Here is a 13,758-nt window from a genome sequence, read left to right on the forward strand (position 1 = left end):
GGTGCAGGGGTGGATGAAAGGCGGCTTGGGCTGGCAGGGGGCGCGAGCCCGGATGGGAATGGCCGCAGGGTCGCGGGCGAGGCTAGGCTTCGCGTCATGGCGACGATGAAAGCGGCGGTGATTCGCGCGCCGGGCGGGCCGGAGGTGCTGAAGATCGAGGAGGTGCCGGTGCCCGTGCCGCGGGTGGGGGAGGCGCTGATCCGGGTGAAGGCCTTCGGGGTGAACCGGTCGGAGCTGTTCACGCGCCAGGAGCATTCGAGTTACTCGGGGGACGTGGAGGATTTCATGAGGATGCCGTTCGATGCGCTGGTGCAGCAGGTCGCGGAGGGGGCGCTGCGGGTGCAGATCGGGAGGACGTTCCGGCTCGATGAGATCGCGGAGGCGCACCGGTGCATGGAGGAGAACAGGGCGGGGGGGAAGATCGTGGTGCTGACGTGAGGGCTGTCCGAGAGTACGTCCACGACCTGCGGAACCCCTTCATGTATATGCTCACGCCGGCAACGCCATGAAGCTCACCAGCCTCTCCATCCGAGATTATCGAGGCTTCAAGAGCCTCGATCTCGACCTCTCGTCGGATGTCATCGCGCTCGTTGGCGTCAACGGGGCCGGCAAGACCTCGCTCCTCGATGCACTTGCGCTTCTGCTCTCCTGCCTCGTGGAGGGTATCCGCTCGGGAAAGCCCGAAGAGCCCGAAGAGCCCAGAGAGATCGCGCTGCGGGACCGCGACGTCAGGATCGGAGCCTCGACAGCGCACCTATCGCTGACGGCGGAACTCGGCGGGCAGGAGGTCCAGTGGAGCGTGGCGAGGACGTTGCAAGGGCACCCGCCCGGGGCGCCGACAACACTCGACGCGCTGCAGGCGCATGTGGCGGCCGCGCAGGCCTCGATCGCGAGCGGCTCACCCGTCCTGCCGGTCGTCGTTTACTTCCCGACGAACCGGAGCGCACTCGACATCCCCGCCCGGATTCGCACCCCCCACGAGTTCGACGCCCTGAGCGCCTACGAGGGCGCGCTCGAAGGCGGGGCGAGCAATTTCCGGGGTTTCTTCGAATGGTTTCGCGAAGAAGAAGACATCCTCAATGAGCAGGAGGTCTCCGGGGAAGAAGTGGCCACGCCGTCACCGCTGCCGGCCGTGCGCGAGGCGATCGAGGCGCTCCTGCCCCACGCCCGCAAGATCCGCATCGAGCGGCGGCCGCAGCGCATGAGCGTCGAGGTGAACGGCGTGCGGCTCGACGTCGCCCAGCTCTCGGACGGTGAGAAGTGCCTGCTGGCGCTGGCAGGGGATCTCGCACGGCGGATGGCGCTCGCGGCACCGAAGGAGGCCAGGCCGTTCGAGCGCCCTGCGGTCGTCTTGATCGACGAGGTCGAGCTACATCTCCATCCAGGTCTCCAGCGTGAGATCATGCCGCGCCTGCGGCGGGTGTTCCCCCAGGTCCAGTTCATCGTCAGCACGCACTCACCCCAGGTGCTCTCTTCGCTGCACGCGGCGGACGTCCGCATTCTGGAGCGTTTCGAGCTACGGACGCTGGACCGCGGGACCTGGCGACGCGACACCAACCGCATCCTGGAGGCGGCCTTCGCGGATCCGGGGCGGCCTCCCGAGATCGCGGCGAAGTTGAACCTGCTGCGTGATGCCGTCGATGCGGACCGCCACGAAGAGGCGCGCCGTCTCATTCACGAGCTATCCACCATGATCGAGGGGGAGGACCCTGACGTCTTTTTCTATCAGCAGCTCGTGCCTCCGGAGGACGCCCCTGAGGTGTCTCCGTGAGGCACCTCGTGAAGGCTGCGGAGCCAGCGACGGTCACGGAGACGCGGGCCGCGCCCACGACAGACCTCTCCACGACTGCGCGTGCGCGGGCCGCTTTCGATCAGATCGACAAAGGTCGCGTGCGCGCCGCTCTCGCGAGAGAGCAGGGGCGACTTTGCGCCTTCTGCATGCGTCGCATCGACCCCGATACCCGTGACGCGATTGGTGAGCCCACGATGAAAATTGCCCATCGTACGCCGATCAAGGCGAAGCCTTCGGAGGCCCTCTTGTGGAAGAATCTCCTTGGCTCGTGCGACGGTGGGCAGCGCTCGGGGTGGTGGACGACGAGCTGCGACGCAGCCCAGGGGTCGACGGCGCTGACCGTCGACCCGACCGTGAATGCCTCCTGCGCTCGCCTGCGGTACGAGCGCCGCGGCTCCCGTAAGGGCCTCTTCATCACGTCCGATGATCCCAAGTTGCAAGAGGATGTCGAGAAGACGCTCGGTCTGAATTCAGGAGACCTTCCCGAACTGCGGGAGCTTGCCTGGAAGGCCTTTTGTGATCGTCAGCGGAAAGCGGCACCGAACCAGTACGGGCGCTCCGCGCGTGCTGAGTTCTTCCAGGCGTGGATGAAACAATGGAGCGTGCAGCTCCCTGAGATGCTCGGGGTGATAGAGGCGAAGTTGTAACGAGGGCTGGCGCCGGGTGGGGAGGGGGTCAGGTGGTGAAGATGGGCCAGGGGGTGTCGCGGGAGCCAGCGTGCCAGTTGTCGTGGCGGCCGTCCCAGAAGTAAGGCTTCACGGTGCTGACTTCGAGGTCGTCGAGGGTGTTCATGTTGACCGAGGCGTAGTCGCCGCCCATCTCCTCCAGGTGGCCGCGGCCGAAGCAGTGGATGCCGCACTGCTTGCAGAAGTAGCGCGTCGCGGTCTTGCCGCCCCATGCGTAGGTGCCCAGGGTGTCTTCGCTGGAGAGCAGGGTGAGCTCGTCGGGCTTCACGTAGGCCCACATGCCGTTCAGCTTGGTGCAGATGGAGCAGTTGCAGCGGCTGCCGCCCTCGCTCACGTCGATCAGGGCCTCGTAGCGGAGGCTGCCGCAGTGACAGCTTCCGCGGTGCTTGGTCCTGGCTGCGGGGGCGGTGGGCTGGGGGGTGTCGCCGTGCTGGTCCATGGGGTGCGCTCCTCGTTCGTGCGTGGGTTACGAGGAGGAGCTTAACGGCTCGGTCTGACAGCGATGTGTCAGGATTGTCAGTGGGCGGGGGTCAGGTGGTGAAGATGGGCCAGGGGGTGTCGCGGGTGCCGCCCTCCCAGTTGTCGTGGCGGCCGTCCCAGTGGTGGGGGGTCACGGTGCTCGGGTCGAGGTCGTCGAAGCAGTTCAGGTTCACGGCCACGAAGTCGCCGCCCAGCTCTTCGAGGTGGTCGCGGCCGAAGAGGTGGACGCCGCACGCTTTGCAGAAGTAGCGCTTCGCGGCGCGGCCAGGCTGCGCGTAGGTGCTGCAGGTGTCTTCGTCGCTGAGGAGGGTGAACTCGGCGGGGGCGGTGTAGACCCAGGTGCCGTTCAGCTTCGTGCAGAGGGTGCAGTTACACCGGTTGCCGCCGCCGCTCAGGTCGGCGAGGACCTCGAAGCGGACTTTGCCGCAATGGCAGCTTCCGGTGTGCTTCTTCTTGTCGGCGGGGGGGGCGTCGGCGTGCTGGGCCATGGTGTTCGGTCCTCGTGCGTTCGTGCGTGGTTGCGTGGTGCGGCTCAGGGATGCTGACGACCGCCGATGACAGGGAGGTCTCGGGGTCGTCGGGGCGGCGGGAGTCTATCCGGGGAGGATGGGGGCGGGGTAATGTGGCGCGCATGTACCGGAATCCTCCTGCTGCAAGCCTGCTGGTGATCACGGCCGTGGGCGGTCTTGTCACGGCTTACGAGCGCACGTCGGGGAGGCGGGTATGGACGTTCGAGGCCACGCGCAGGGGGGCCAATCACGGGGTGACGCTGTGCCACGTGGAGGACCAGCGGGTGATCTGCGTGAGCGCGAAGATGGTGGACAGCATGTGGGCCGCGGACGGGCTCGCCGAGATCAATTGCCTCGACTACCTGACGGGGCGGCACCTCTGGCAGCAGGAGGTGACCACCGGGGCGAACGTGGGGTACTACACGGCCACGGTGCTGATCGAGGCGGGGCAGGTGCTGATCGCGCACAACACGGTGCTCTTCGCGTTCGTGCTGGAGAATGGCGCGTTCATGTGGCAGCAGCCCATCGACGGGGCGCATGCGGCAGGGATAACGATGCCGGTCTCCGTCGCGGTGCCGGGGCGCGCGACGCAGGCGGACCGGCGCTGACGGGGTCAGGGGGTGAAGATGGGCCAGGGGGTGTCGCGGGAGCCGGCTTGCCAGTTGTCGTGGCGGCCGTCCCAGAAGTGGGGCTTCACGGTGCTCGGGTCGATGTCGTCGAGGGTGTTCATGTTGACCGACACGAAGTCGCCGCCCATGAACTCCAGGTTGCAGCGGCTGAAGCACTGGACGCCGCAGTTCTTGCAGAAGTGCCGCGCCCCGACCTTGCTGCCCCACGCGTAGGCGCCGAGGCTGTCTTCGCCGGAGAGCAGGGTGAACTCGTGGGGCTTCATGTAGGCCCACATGCCGTTCAGCTTGGTGCAGATGGAGCAGTTGCAGCCGCTGCCGCCCGCGCTCAGGTCGATCATGGCCTCGTAGCGGAGGTTGCCGCAATGGCAGCTTCCGGTGTGCTTCTTCTTGTCAGCGCGGGGGGCGTCGGTGTGCTGTTCCATGGGGGGTGATCCTCGTGCGTTGGTGAATCGCGTTGGTGGGTCGCGTTGGTGCGTCGTGCAGTCTGGAGAAGGAGGCTAACGACTGTCGATGACAGCGATATGTCAGGATTGTCAGGGCCGCGATCTGTCCGTGGGGACGAGGGGCGGGCTACGGTGGCGCGCATGTACCGGAATCCTCCTGTGGTGAGCCCGCTGGTGATCGCAGCCGTGGGCGGTGTGGTGGTGGCCTACGAACGCACGTCGGGCAGGTGTGTCTGGCGCTTCGATGCGTCGCACACGCAGGCCGCCTGGATCGATCGGTGGCCGGGGGAGCGCTGCGCCTTTCCGCCAACATCGCCCAAGTCGATGGGGCCGGTGTCGGCTATGGTCAGGCCATGGGACACGGCTCTGCCCAGGCTGTCGTGGGGACGGCGCGGCGGCGCTCGCGGGACGAGGGGCCGCGCATCGAGCGCTGGCAGCCCGAGGGCATCGAGGGGCTCAGCATGTTCCGCCTCGAGGACGCGTCACGCCCGCTGACCACGTACTCGGAGCGTTACGGCGTCGTGGTGATCCTGCAGGGCGCCTTCGACGGCTGGTACCAGGGCGGCGTGCGCACGTTCACGGCCGGCGCTCTCAAGCTCAAGGAGCCCGGTGAAGTGCACCGCGACGTGCGCTTGCACGCCCCTGTCACGCTTCAGGGCGCCGGGTTCACGTCGGAGATGGTGGAGGAAGCCGCGGGCCTGCTCGGTATCCGTCGCCCGGTGCACTTCGTGCCCGTCGAGCCTGGGCGCGCGCCCAGGGCCACGGCGCTCGCCATGGCCATGCACGGGGCGCTGGCGGCGCGCGGGCCTGCCACGCTGGAGCTGGAGGCGCTGGTGACGGAGACGCTCACGGAGGTGCTCGCCACGTGCACGGAGCGCGGCGAGGTGCGGGTGCGCGAGAGGGCCCCGCGGGCGGTGCGCCTGGCCCGCGATTACCTGCGCGCGCACGTCTCCGAGCCCGTCACCCTCGACGCGCTCGCCGCCCACGCGGGCGCCGACAAGTTCCACCTGATGCGCGCCTTCCGCGCCGAGCTGGGGGTGCCTCCGTACGAGTACCTGACGCACCTGCGCGTGGCGCGCGCGGCGGAGCTGCTCTCGACGGGGATGACGGGCGCCAGCGCCGCGCAGGCGGTGGGCCTCTATGACGAGAGCCAGCTCTACCGCCACTTTCGCCGCATCCTCGGCACGACGCCCGGCAAGTTCGCGCGCGCGATGCGGCGCCAGGATCGCCCAAGTGGCGCCCGGGCGCCGCAGCTACCTTCCCGGGCATGAGCGACGATCTCTCGAAGAAGAACCACGGTTTCGCCACCCTGCCCGCCACCGTCCGTCTCGGCGATCTCGACGTCGTTCGCCTCGGCTACGGGGCCATGCGCTTGCCCGGCAAGGACGTGTGGGGCGAGCCCGAGGATCTCGAGCACGCGCGCGCTCTGCTGCGGCGGGTGGTGGCGCTGGGCATCAATTTCATCGACACCGCCTGGTTCTACGGTCCCCACGTGGCCAACCGGCTCATCGCCGAGGCGCTGCATCCGTATCCGGAGGACCTGGTCATCGCCACGAAGCTCGGCGGCAAGCGCTTGCCGGACAGGTCCTGGGTGCCGTTCGCGCGGCCGGAGGAGCTGCGGGAGGGGTGCGAGGAGGACCTGCGCACGCTGCGGCTGGAGCGGTGCGACGTGGTGCATTTCCGCTACATGCCCGGCGCGGGCGTGCCTTTCCGGGAGTCGCTCGACGGGATGATCGCGCTGCAGAAGGAGGGCAAGATCCGGCACATCGCGCTCAGCAACGTGGGCACGGCGGAGCTCCTGGAGGCGCTCGAGCGGACACCCATCGTGGCGGTGCAGAACCTCTACAATGTGGGGGGTGGGCTCGGGGCTCTGGCCCAGGCGACGCACGCGGAGGTGGATGCGCCGGATGCGGTGCTCGACGCTTGCGAGGCGCGCGGCATCGCGTACCTGCCCTTCTTTCCGCTGGCGATTGGCAACCTCGGCAAGGCGCACCCGGCGCTCGATGGGGCCGCGGCGAGGCATGGGGCGACGCCGGCGCAGATCGCGCTCGCGTGGCTGCTGGCGCGCTCGCCGGTGATGCTGCCGATCCCGGGGACCAGCTCGATCGCGCACCTGGAGGAGAACTGGGCGGCGCGCGCGATCGGGCTGACGCGGGACGAGGTGGAGGCCATGGCGCGCGAGGCGCGGGCGGGCGGTTGAGCGGCGGCCCGGGGAGGCTCAGGCCGTGGGGGAGAGGTTGGCGTCGGCGGCGGGCTTGAAGCGCTCGGTCAGCCAGGCGTTCCATGCGGGCTCGTCGCGGGCGGCGGTGGCGGCGGCGTCGGCGCCGTAGAGGTAGAAGCCGAGCACCATGTAGACCTGGCCGCCCATGGGGTGGGCGAAGAAGTAGCCGATACCGGAGGTGGGCGCGTCGAGCCGGAGGAGGAGAATGTTGTGATCGCCTTCGACGACCTCCTCGATGGTGCCGCCGAGCGGGGGGACGCCCGCGGGGGCGCGCCAGTGCTGGCCGGCGGTGGCGCCCGCGAGGCCGAGGGGCTCGAGGAGGTGGCGCCAGGCCTCGGGGGCAGGCCCGGAGGCGGCGCCGCGGACGTAGAAGGTGGCGTTCGGCTGGCCCCGGAAGTGGGTGAGGTAGAGCCGGAGGATCTTGAAGAAGCCCGGCCAGCCGGACTCCCAGCCCTCGAGCTGGCGGTCCCAGTCGTCGGTGTCGGTGAAGAGGCTATGCACGACGCGGACGACGCAGGTGCTGCCGGAGCGCGCTTCGACGATCCACTCGGTCGCCACGACAGGAGACTCGGGGCCGATGTCGCGCTCCTCGGCGGTGAAGCGGTGGGGGGGCTCCCAGGTCTTGATGACCGCGTGGGAGTCCATGCCGGGGCCGAAATGGGAGGTGGTGGCGCCGCCTTCGCGCTCTTCGAGCTCGGTGGGGACGAACCAGGCGGAGATGCCGGGCCCTGTGGCAATGGCTTGCCAGACTTGCTCGGGGGTGCCGGGGACCTCGACTTCGACCTTGACCGATCGGCGTCCGGACGCTTCTTTCTTCACGCTCATGAGGGTTCCTGGGTGGTGGGTTTCGTGGGCAAGGGGTGAGCGACGATGACCAGGCGATGCGCCCGGCCACCAGGGGCCGCGTCGTCGTGGTAGCGCGCGACGAGGGTGGTGATGGCGCTGGTGAGATCGCGGGTGAACGCGGCGCGCTCCGCGGGGGAGCGGAAGCGGATCTCGGTGTCCAGCGAGAGGGTGGGCAAGCGTTTGTCGACGGCCCGCGAGACGCGGAAGAGGGCGCTCACCTCGCGGACGACGCGGGCGGCGAGGGCGATGAGGTAACCCGCAGAGAGGCGGTCTGCGGTGCGCTCCGGGTCGGTGGCGGCAGGGCCGAGCGCGCCCGGGGACACGACGTAGGACGCCGCGGTGGCGACCAGCAAGCGCTCGGTGAGTCCGCCCCACTGGCGCTTGTCGGCCACCTTGACCAGGCCATGCGCTTCGAGGGTGCGCAGGTGGTAATTGATCTTCTGGCGCGCAATGCCGAGGCGCGTGGCCAGCGTGGCCGCGGAGGCCGGCGTCGCCAGCTCGGAGAGCAAGCGGCTCCGGACGGGGTCGAGGGCGACGGTCGCCGCCGCTGGATCCTCGATGACTTCGACGTCGAGCACGGGGGCATCCTGAGGTTGACAACTTTTATTGTCAAGGACGACGCGCGGGGTTCCCCGGGGAAGGCGACGGGTCCTGGTTCAGGCGGGTCGAGGGGGGGAGGGACGCGAACGGATCGTGGTCACCAGACTTGCAACTCCCGCTGGAGCACACCGGTCACGTCGAAGAGGATGCCGCACACGAGCGGACCCTCCACGCCGACCACGACTTCCGTGCGTCCGTTCGCATAACGGCTGGCGAAGCCGCCGTAATGCAGGATGACGCAGTCTGCGGCCGCGGTCTTCCCATCCACGACCTGGGAGAGGCCGTTGAACCAGATCCTGTGATCGCAGGCGAAATCCTCGCAGGGGGAGTTGGACGTCCGGTCACTCCCGGACGCGCTGACGCAGCCCCAGCCGCACGAGCCACCCGGCGCGTGGCCCCCGAACTTGACGCTCTGGCAAGATACCTGAAGAGGACCGCAAGCGAGAGAGTCCTGCGCGGGTTGCGCCAGCGCTCTGCGCGCCTTGATCGCTGTCATGACCTCTGGCGCGTCGGCGTGGGTCAGGTCGATGGTCTTCATGCCCCGCAGGTCAGCCTCGTAGCGGAGTTCATCCACGAGCCAGTCGAGGCCATCGTCGACTTGGGGCTGGAGTTCTCGCAATGCATCCTGGAACTCGTTGTATTCGTCAGGCGAGAAGGCGCGAATCTGCTGCATGATGCGCTGCGAGGTCGCGTCGTCCACTTCTTCGTGAAGGTAGCGGTAGGCGAACGCTTGCATGTCCACGCCCTCCGCGGTGTCGCGCGGGGCTTCTCCGCCGCAACCCGCGGTGAACAGCAGGTTCACGCCAAGAGTAACAATGCCGGTGATTGCCGAACTCAGGGATGATTTCATGATGGATAACTCCTTTGCGGTGGCAATGCAGCTGCCGCGGCGTCCTGTGCGTGAGGAGTGTGCCCATGGAGGGTGGCGCTGTCGACGAACGAGACATCAGCCTCCAGGTGGTTGAAACTGCTTGGAAAGTAGACGGGTCTTCTGCGGCCAGCTCAGACTGGATTGCGTGGCTCGCAAGAACGAGTAAGGTGGCGCCGCGGTCTGGCCGTCCTGTGCGGTGCGCGTGGGGTGGGCAGCGTACTGGCGGGATGCGGGGTGTCGAGCCGCAGGTCTCGAAGCGAGCCACACGAGCAGCGAGGGACCATGAAGATCCAGTTGTGCAGCATTCTCGTGAGCGACCAGGAGAAGGCGCTGAAGTTCTATACGGAGGTCCTCGGCTTCGTGAAGAAGGACGACACCTGCGGCAATTTCATCCAGATCTATCAGACCTGAGCATTCCCTCCTGAAGTGAGCGAGAGGAGCCGTCCGGATGTCTCTGGAGTTCTTTAACAGGCTCTCGATGAGCCTGCGCATCAGGCTGAGCGAGCCCACGGAGCAGATCGCCGAGGGGCTCATGAACCAGAAAGCCTCGCCCACGGCGACCATCAAGTCTCTGAAGCTGCACCCCTCGGTCTTCGAGAACGACGACCTCCGGGATCTCACGCCGGAGGAGATGGACCAGGTGGCCTTCGACGAGCCCGAGATCCGGCTGCGTGGCTATGGCGACGAGGTGCGCCACCGCGCCCCCGATGGCAAGCGCTTCACGGTGCGCGACCTCATCGCTGCCATCGAGGCGACGGAGCTGAAGACGCGCCACCAGAGCGAGTGGTTCGAGGGCATCGACACGCACCACACCTTCTTCGAGGGGATCCGCCAGCAGGAGGACGGGAGCTGGAAGATTCGCTGGGGCTCGTGAGCCTGCGCTTCAGCGGGGGGGAAGCCGGTCCTCGGGCAGGGGGATGAACTCGGCGTCGTCGTGGAGGGGGAGGGGGATGCGGCCCTGGCTCCAGTCGGCCTTCGCCTGGTCGAGGCGCTCCTTGCGCGAGGAGACGAAGTTCCACCAGATGAAGCGCTCGCCGAGCGGCTCGCCGCCGAGGAGCATCAGGGTGCTCGGGGCGGTGGCAGTGAGGGCGGGGGTGTCGCGCGAGGCGATGCCAGGAGCGAAGATGAGGAGCTGGCCCTCGGTGTAGGTGTGGCCTCCGGTCTCGACGCTGCCCTTGACGATGTAGACGGCGCGCTCGCTGTGCTCGTGGGGAAGGGGGACCTTGGCGCCTGGCTGGACCTCGGCGTGGAGGTAGAAGGTGGGCGAGAGGACGGGGACGGAGCTCTTGAGGCCGAAGGCGTGGCCCGCGATGAGGCGCATCCACAGGCCGCGCTCCTCGACCAACGGCAGGTCGGAGGCCTGGACGTTGAAGAAGCTGGGTGCGTTCTCCTCGTCGGCCTCGGGCATGGCGCACCAGCTCTGGACCATCTCGAAGGTGCCGGTGTCGCCAGGGTCGGGGTCCTCGAAGCGCTCGGAGTGGGAGATGCCGCGGGCCGCGGTCATCCAGTTCACGTCACCAGGGCGGATGACCTTCTCGACGCCGGTGCTGTCGCGGTGGGTAATTTTTCCCCGGAACAGGTAGCTGACGGTGGAGAGGCCGATGTGGGGGTGGGGGAGGACGTCGAGGGCGCGGAGGCGGTCGGGTGGGAGGTCGATGGGGCCGCCGTGGTCGAGGAAGATGAAGGGGCCGACCATGCGGCGGGCGCGGAAGGGGAGGATGCGGCGGACCGCGAAGCCGTTGCCGATGTCGGCGTTTCGGGGGTTGATGACCTGCTGGAGCATGGTGGGCCGGGCATGATGTCACGGCGGGTTGGTGGCGAGGAGCACGGCCTCGTGGCGGCCCTCGGCGAGCCAGCCCTCCTCGTAGTGCACTTCCCGGAGGGCGAGCCCGACGAGGGTGGGGAGCTCGCCGTCAGCGAGCAGGAAACGCGCGCTGGGGCGCTCGTGGCGGAGGAGGTTTCCGTGCGTCTGGTGCACGATCAGGAACACGCCACCCGGGGCGAGGAGGGCGGGGATCCGCGGGAACAGGGATCGTTGCAGGTAATGGAAGCAGAGGATGAGATCCCAGGGGCCCTCGGGGAGCGGCTCGCGTTCGAGGTCACGCTGGAGGGTGTGGAGCGGTAGCCCGGCTTGCCCTGCGGCGCGCTGCGCGAGGTCGAGGGCGACCTCGGAGATGTCCACGAGGGTGACGTCGAGGCCGCGCCGGGCGAGCCACAAGGCGTGCCGACCTGCGCCACCGGCGATGTCCAGCGCGCGCCCGCGGGTGGGCAGGAGGTCGGCGCGCGCGGTGACCAGCGACGAAGGGGGGTCGGGCTCGGGGTGCCCCTGGCCGCGCTCGCGCCAGCGCGCGTTCCACCGGATACGGTCGTCATCCATGGGCGCGGGATGTTGGAGGGTGAGCTGGCGTGCTGTCACGTCGATTCACAGGTACCGTGCGGTGTGGTGGCATAACGCTTGCGAAAGCGTCCCACACACAACCGCAGTCCTCCCGTGACCCGCTCCGCGACGCGACCTGACTGAAGGCGTGAACCGCGGAGAGGACTCTCCCGAGCACGACGATGAGACGAAGGCAATCGAGTCAGAGAGGCGTGAATCAGTCGAGACGGCCGTGCAGGTGGTTCCATGGTTGAACCGAGCATGGACCTGGAGCCGCGCACCGAGGAGAGCCGGCGCGCGAGGTGGGACGGGGAAGGCGAGGTGCAGGAGGACGGCGTGCCGCGCCTGAGCACGGGGATCCATCGGCTGGACAGCATCCTCTGCGGCGGTTTCCTGCGGGGGGGGATCTACAGCGTGATGGGGCCGCCAGGGTCGGGCAAGACGCTGCTCGGCAACCAGCTCTGCTTCCACCACGCGAGCACGGGAGGGCGCGCGATCTACGTGACGCTGCTCGCGGAGTCGCACGCGCGGATGCTCCTGCACATCCGCCCGATGAGCTTCTTCGCGCCGGACCGGGTGGGGACCTCGATCCAGTTCGTGAACGCGTTCTCGGTGCTGGAGCAGCAGGGGCTGGACGGGCTGCAGGATCTCCTGCGCCGCTTCATCCGGGAGAGCAAGGCGACCCTCGCCGTGATCGACGGCACCCAGGCCGTGGAGGCGCACGCAGAGAAGCCGCTCGGCTTCCAGAAGTTCCTGCGGGAGCTGCAGGCCTTCACCGGGTTGCTCGATTGCACAGTGCTCTTGCTCACGCCGACGAGCCCGAGCCGGACGCAGGCGGAGAACACCATGGTCGACGGGGTGCTGGAGCTGAGCCACTCACTGCTGGGCCCGCGCGCGGTCCGGGAGCTGACGGTGCACAAGTTCCGCGGGAGCGAGAGCCTGGCGGGGCGGCACGAGATGGAGATCGGGCGCGACGGGATGATCATCCACCCGCGCACCGAGGTGCAGTTCAACAGGCCACCGTCCCGCGCCGGGGAGCAGCGGATCCGGATGCCGTTCGGGATCCCCGAGCTCGACGAGATGACGCACGGCGGCATCGTCTCTGGTTCCACGACGATGGTGCTCGGGCCGCCAGGGGTGGGGAAGACCATCCTGGGGTTGCAGTTCCTGGCGCACGGCGCCAGCCAGGGGCAGCCAGGGGTGTATTTCGGGTTCTTCGAGACGCCTCCGCGGCTCCTTGAGAAGGCTCGGGACGTGGGGATCGACCTCGAATCCTACTGTCAGGAGGGGCTCATCGAGGTGCAGTGGCAGCCACCCCTGGAGCACTACGTCGATGAGCTGGCCGAACGTTTGCTCGAGCGCATCCGGGAGCGCAAGGTCGAGAGGCTCCGGGTGTTCATCGATGGGTTCGCAGGCTTCAAGAGCGCGCTATTCTACCCTGAGCGACTGCCGCGCTTCTTCGCGGCGCTCACCCACGAGCTGCGGAACCTGGACGTGACCACCATCTTCGCCGAAGAGGCCGATCTGTTCCGCACCGAGATCAAGCTCCCCGACGAGGACCTCGCGGCGGTGGTGGAGAACATCCTCGTGCTCAGGAACGTGGAGGTCCGCTCGCAGCTCCACCGGATCCTCTCGATCCGCAAGATGCGGGAGAGCGACTACGACGCCGCGGCGCGCGAGTTCCACATCACCTCGCGAGGGATCGAGGTGGCGCCGTCGTTCGAGAGCGCCGAGGCGATCCTCTCGGGGCAGGAGGTGCGGGCCACGAGGGGCAGGGAACGCGGGCGGCAGGCGAGCCCCGCGCGGAGCCGCACCCGGAAAGGCAGCAGGGAGAGCGCCAGCGTGCGCAAGGTGACGAAGGGGGGGCGCAAGGGGCCGACGCGCGGCGTGGCCGGGAGGCGATCGTGAAGACGGTTCTCATCGTCGATGATGAGTTCGACATCGCCGATGCGCTCTCCGCCATCTTCGAGGTGGAGGGCTACGCGGTGCGCCTCTGCAGCAACGGCGCGGAGTGCCTCAAGGAGCTGGCCCAGGGGCTGCCAGACCTGATGCTGCTCGACATCATGATGCCCGTGATGGACGGATTGGAGCTGCTGCGCAGGATCCGGGGCGACGCGCGCTACAGCCACCTGCCGGTGATCATGATGAGCGCCGTCAAACCGAGGGAGGCCAACCCCGGCTGGCAGATGTTCATCCAGAAGCCGTTCAACATCTCGGCGCTCCTCCAGGGCGTCCACAAGCTCATCGGCAGCCCCACGGAAGCAGAGAGCGCCTGACGACCGGCCGGCGCGCCGGAGCAGGCTT

17 protein-coding genes and 1 pseudogene are annotated in these 13,758 nt (G+C 68.3%); 10 read left to right on the forward strand and 8 right to left on the reverse strand.

Annotated elements, in window-relative coordinates:
* Positions 1-96: 96 nt before the first annotated feature.
* The 3 genes from CAP_RS08680 to CAP_RS08690 all read left to right on the forward strand — a co-directional run bounded on the left by CAP_RS08680 (position 97) and on the right by CAP_RS08690 (position 2,439).
* Entirely contained in the window at positions 97-438 is a 342-nt protein-coding gene (locus CAP_RS08680) for a zinc-binding dehydrogenase (protein WP_044238370.1), read from the forward strand.
* A gap of 67 nt (positions 439-505) precedes the next feature.
* A complete protein-coding gene (locus CAP_RS08685; protein ID WP_044238373.1) occupies positions 506-1,771 on the forward strand; it encodes an AAA family ATPase in 1,266 nt (421 codons plus the stop codon).
* A gap of 167 nt (positions 1,772-1,938) precedes the next feature.
* Positions 1,939-2,439: an HNH endonuclease family protein gene (locus CAP_RS08690; RefSeq protein ID WP_231511228.1), complete on the forward strand. Its 501-nt coding sequence runs from the start codon at positions 1,939-1,941 to the stop codon at positions 2,437-2,439.
* 28 nt (positions 2,440-2,467) lie between these two features.
* Here the strand turns inward: CAP_RS08690 and CAP_RS08695 are convergent, their stop codons facing one another.
* Positions 2,468-2,917: a GFA family protein gene (locus CAP_RS08695; protein ID WP_044238379.1), complete on the reverse strand. Its 450-nt coding sequence runs from the start codon at positions 2,915-2,917 to the stop codon at positions 2,468-2,470.
* 91 nt (positions 2,918-3,008) lie between these two features.
* On the reverse strand, positions 3,009-3,446 hold the full coding sequence (locus CAP_RS08700; protein ID WP_044238382.1) for a GFA family protein: 438 nt from the start codon (positions 3,444-3,446) through the stop codon (positions 3,009-3,011).
* 143 nt (positions 3,447-3,589) lie between these two features.
* On the opposite strand from CAP_RS08700, the gene CAP_RS08705 reads away from it, so the two are divergent.
* Positions 3,590-4,075, forward strand: coding sequence for an outer membrane protein assembly factor BamB family protein (locus tag CAP_RS08705; protein ID WP_044238384.1), 486 nt, complete (start codon positions 3,590-3,592; stop codon positions 4,073-4,075).
* A 5-nt stretch (positions 4,076-4,080) separates the two neighbouring features.
* Here the strand turns inward: CAP_RS08705 and CAP_RS08710 are convergent, their stop codons facing one another.
* Complete coding sequence (locus CAP_RS08710; protein ID WP_044238387.1) at positions 4,081-4,518, reverse strand: GFA family protein; 438 nt, start codon at positions 4,516-4,518, stop codon at positions 4,081-4,083.
* A gap of 374 nt (positions 4,519-4,892) precedes the next feature.
* Here CAP_RS08710 and CAP_RS44025 point away from each other — a divergent pair, with 374 nt between their 5' ends.
* Entirely contained in the window at positions 4,893-5,810 is a 918-nt protein-coding gene (locus tag CAP_RS44025) for a helix-turn-helix domain-containing protein (RefSeq protein ID WP_052374523.1), read from the forward strand.
* Complete coding sequence (locus tag CAP_RS08720) at positions 5,807-6,739, forward strand: aldo/keto reductase (RefSeq protein WP_044238390.1); 933 nt, start codon at positions 5,807-5,809, stop codon at positions 6,737-6,739. Before CAP_RS44025 ends, CAP_RS08720 begins: the two co-directional genes overlap by 4 nt.
* 18 nt (positions 6,740-6,757) lie before the next feature.
* Here the strand turns inward: CAP_RS08720 and CAP_RS08725 are convergent, their stop codons facing one another.
* The 3 genes from CAP_RS08725 to CAP_RS08735 form a co-directional block, all read right to left on the reverse strand.
* Positions 6,758-7,585: an SRPBCC family protein gene (locus CAP_RS08725; protein WP_044238393.1), complete on the reverse strand. Its 828-nt coding sequence runs from the start codon at positions 7,583-7,585 to the stop codon at positions 6,758-6,760.
* On the reverse strand, positions 7,582-8,184 hold the full coding sequence (locus CAP_RS08730; protein WP_044238396.1) for an ArsR/SmtB family transcription factor: 603 nt from the start codon (positions 8,182-8,184) through the stop codon (positions 7,582-7,584). Before CAP_RS08730 ends, CAP_RS08725 begins: the two co-directional genes overlap by 4 nt.
* Before the next feature lie 119 nt (positions 8,185-8,303).
* The gene (locus CAP_RS08735) at positions 8,304-9,056 is read right to left on the reverse strand and encodes a hypothetical protein (protein WP_156040615.1); all 753 of its coding nucleotides are present in this window, start codon (positions 9,054-9,056) and stop codon (positions 8,304-8,306) included.
* A gap of 303 nt (positions 9,057-9,359) precedes the next feature.
* Between CAP_RS08735 and CAP_RS47760 the strand changes: the two are divergent.
* Both CAP_RS47760 and CAP_RS08740 read left to right on the forward strand, forming a co-directional pair.
* Positions 9,360-9,452, forward strand: a pseudogene (locus CAP_RS47760) (VOC family protein); the annotation flags it as partial.
* Positions 9,453-9,555: 103 nt separating this feature from the next.
* Positions 9,556-9,951 (forward strand): hypothetical protein, encoded by a 396-nt coding sequence (locus CAP_RS08740; protein ID WP_156040616.1) that lies wholly within the window; start codon positions 9,556-9,558, stop codon positions 9,949-9,951.
* A 9-nt stretch (positions 9,952-9,960) separates the two neighbouring features.
* Here CAP_RS08740 and CAP_RS08745 read toward each other — a convergent pair whose 3' ends face one another.
* Together CAP_RS08745 and CAP_RS08750 are read right to left on the reverse strand one after the other, a co-directional pair.
* Positions 9,961-10,860 (reverse strand): pirin family protein, encoded by a 900-nt coding sequence (locus tag CAP_RS08745; protein WP_044238405.1) that lies wholly within the window; start codon positions 10,858-10,860, stop codon positions 9,961-9,963.
* Positions 10,861-10,878: 18 nt separating this feature from the next.
* Positions 10,879-11,454, reverse strand: coding sequence for a class I SAM-dependent methyltransferase (locus CAP_RS08750; RefSeq protein ID WP_044238408.1), 576 nt, complete (start codon positions 11,452-11,454; stop codon positions 10,879-10,881).
* 246 nt (positions 11,455-11,700) lie between these two features.
* Here CAP_RS08750 and CAP_RS08755 point away from each other — a divergent pair, with 246 nt between their 5' ends.
* Together CAP_RS08755 and CAP_RS08760 are read left to right on the forward strand one after the other, a co-directional pair.
* Positions 11,701-13,362: a DUF7125 family protein gene (locus CAP_RS08755; RefSeq protein WP_081864686.1), complete on the forward strand. Its 1,662-nt coding sequence runs from the start codon at positions 11,701-11,703 to the stop codon at positions 13,360-13,362.
* Entirely contained in the window at positions 13,359-13,730 is a 372-nt protein-coding gene (locus tag CAP_RS08760; protein WP_044238411.1) for a response regulator, read from the forward strand. Before CAP_RS08755 ends, CAP_RS08760 begins: the two co-directional genes overlap by 4 nt.
* Positions 13,731-13,758: the final 28 nt, after the last annotated feature.

The organism is Chondromyces apiculatus DSM 436, from assembly GCF_000601485.1.
Classification (GTDB): Bacteria; Myxococcota_A; Polyangia; order Polyangiales; family Polyangiaceae; genus Chondromyces; species Chondromyces apiculatus.

Coding starts and splice junctions, on each gene's coding strand:
- CAP_RS08745 (WP_044238405.1), bottom strand. CDS start 10,860: ATGCTCCAGCAGGTCATCAACCCCCGAAACGCCGACATCGGCAACGGC.
- CAP_RS08755 (WP_081864686.1), top strand. CDS start 11,701: ATGGTTGAACCGAGCATGGACCTGGAGCCGCGCACCGAGGAGAGCCGG.
- CAP_RS08710 (WP_044238387.1), bottom strand. CDS start 4,518: ATGGAACAGCACACCGACGCCCCCCGCGCTGACAAGAAGAAGCACACC.
- CAP_RS08750 (WP_044238408.1), bottom strand. CDS start 11,454: ATGGATGACGACCGTATCCGGTGGAACGCGCGCTGGCGCGAGCGCGGC.
- CAP_RS08680 (WP_044238370.1), top strand. CDS start 97: ATGGCGACGATGAAAGCGGCGGTGATTCGCGCGCCGGGCGGGCCGGAG.
- CAP_RS08690 (WP_231511228.1), top strand. CDS start 1,939: ATGCGTCGCATCGACCCCGATACCCGTGACGCGATTGGTGAGCCCACG.
- CAP_RS08695 (WP_044238379.1), bottom strand. CDS start 2,917: ATGGACCAGCACGGCGACACCCCCCAGCCCACCGCCCCCGCAGCCAGG.
- CAP_RS08720 (WP_044238390.1), top strand. CDS start 5,807: ATGAGCGACGATCTCTCGAAGAAGAACCACGGTTTCGCCACCCTGCCC.
- CAP_RS08735 (WP_156040615.1), bottom strand. CDS start 9,056: ATGAAATCATCCCTGAGTTCGGCAATCACCGGCATTGTTACTCTTGGC.
- CAP_RS08700 (WP_044238382.1), bottom strand. CDS start 3,446: ATGGCCCAGCACGCCGACGCCCCCCCCGCCGACAAGAAGAAGCACACC.
- CAP_RS08685 (WP_044238373.1), top strand. CDS start 506: ATGAAGCTCACCAGCCTCTCCATCCGAGATTATCGAGGCTTCAAGAGC.
- CAP_RS44025 (WP_052374523.1), top strand. CDS start 4,893: ATGGGACACGGCTCTGCCCAGGCTGTCGTGGGGACGGCGCGGCGGCGC.
- CAP_RS08705 (WP_044238384.1), top strand. CDS start 3,590: ATGTACCGGAATCCTCCTGCTGCAAGCCTGCTGGTGATCACGGCCGTG.
- CAP_RS08725 (WP_044238393.1), bottom strand. CDS start 7,585: ATGAGCGTGAAGAAAGAAGCGTCCGGACGCCGATCGGTCAAGGTCGAA.
- CAP_RS08740 (WP_156040616.1), top strand. CDS start 9,556: ATGAGCCTGCGCATCAGGCTGAGCGAGCCCACGGAGCAGATCGCCGAG.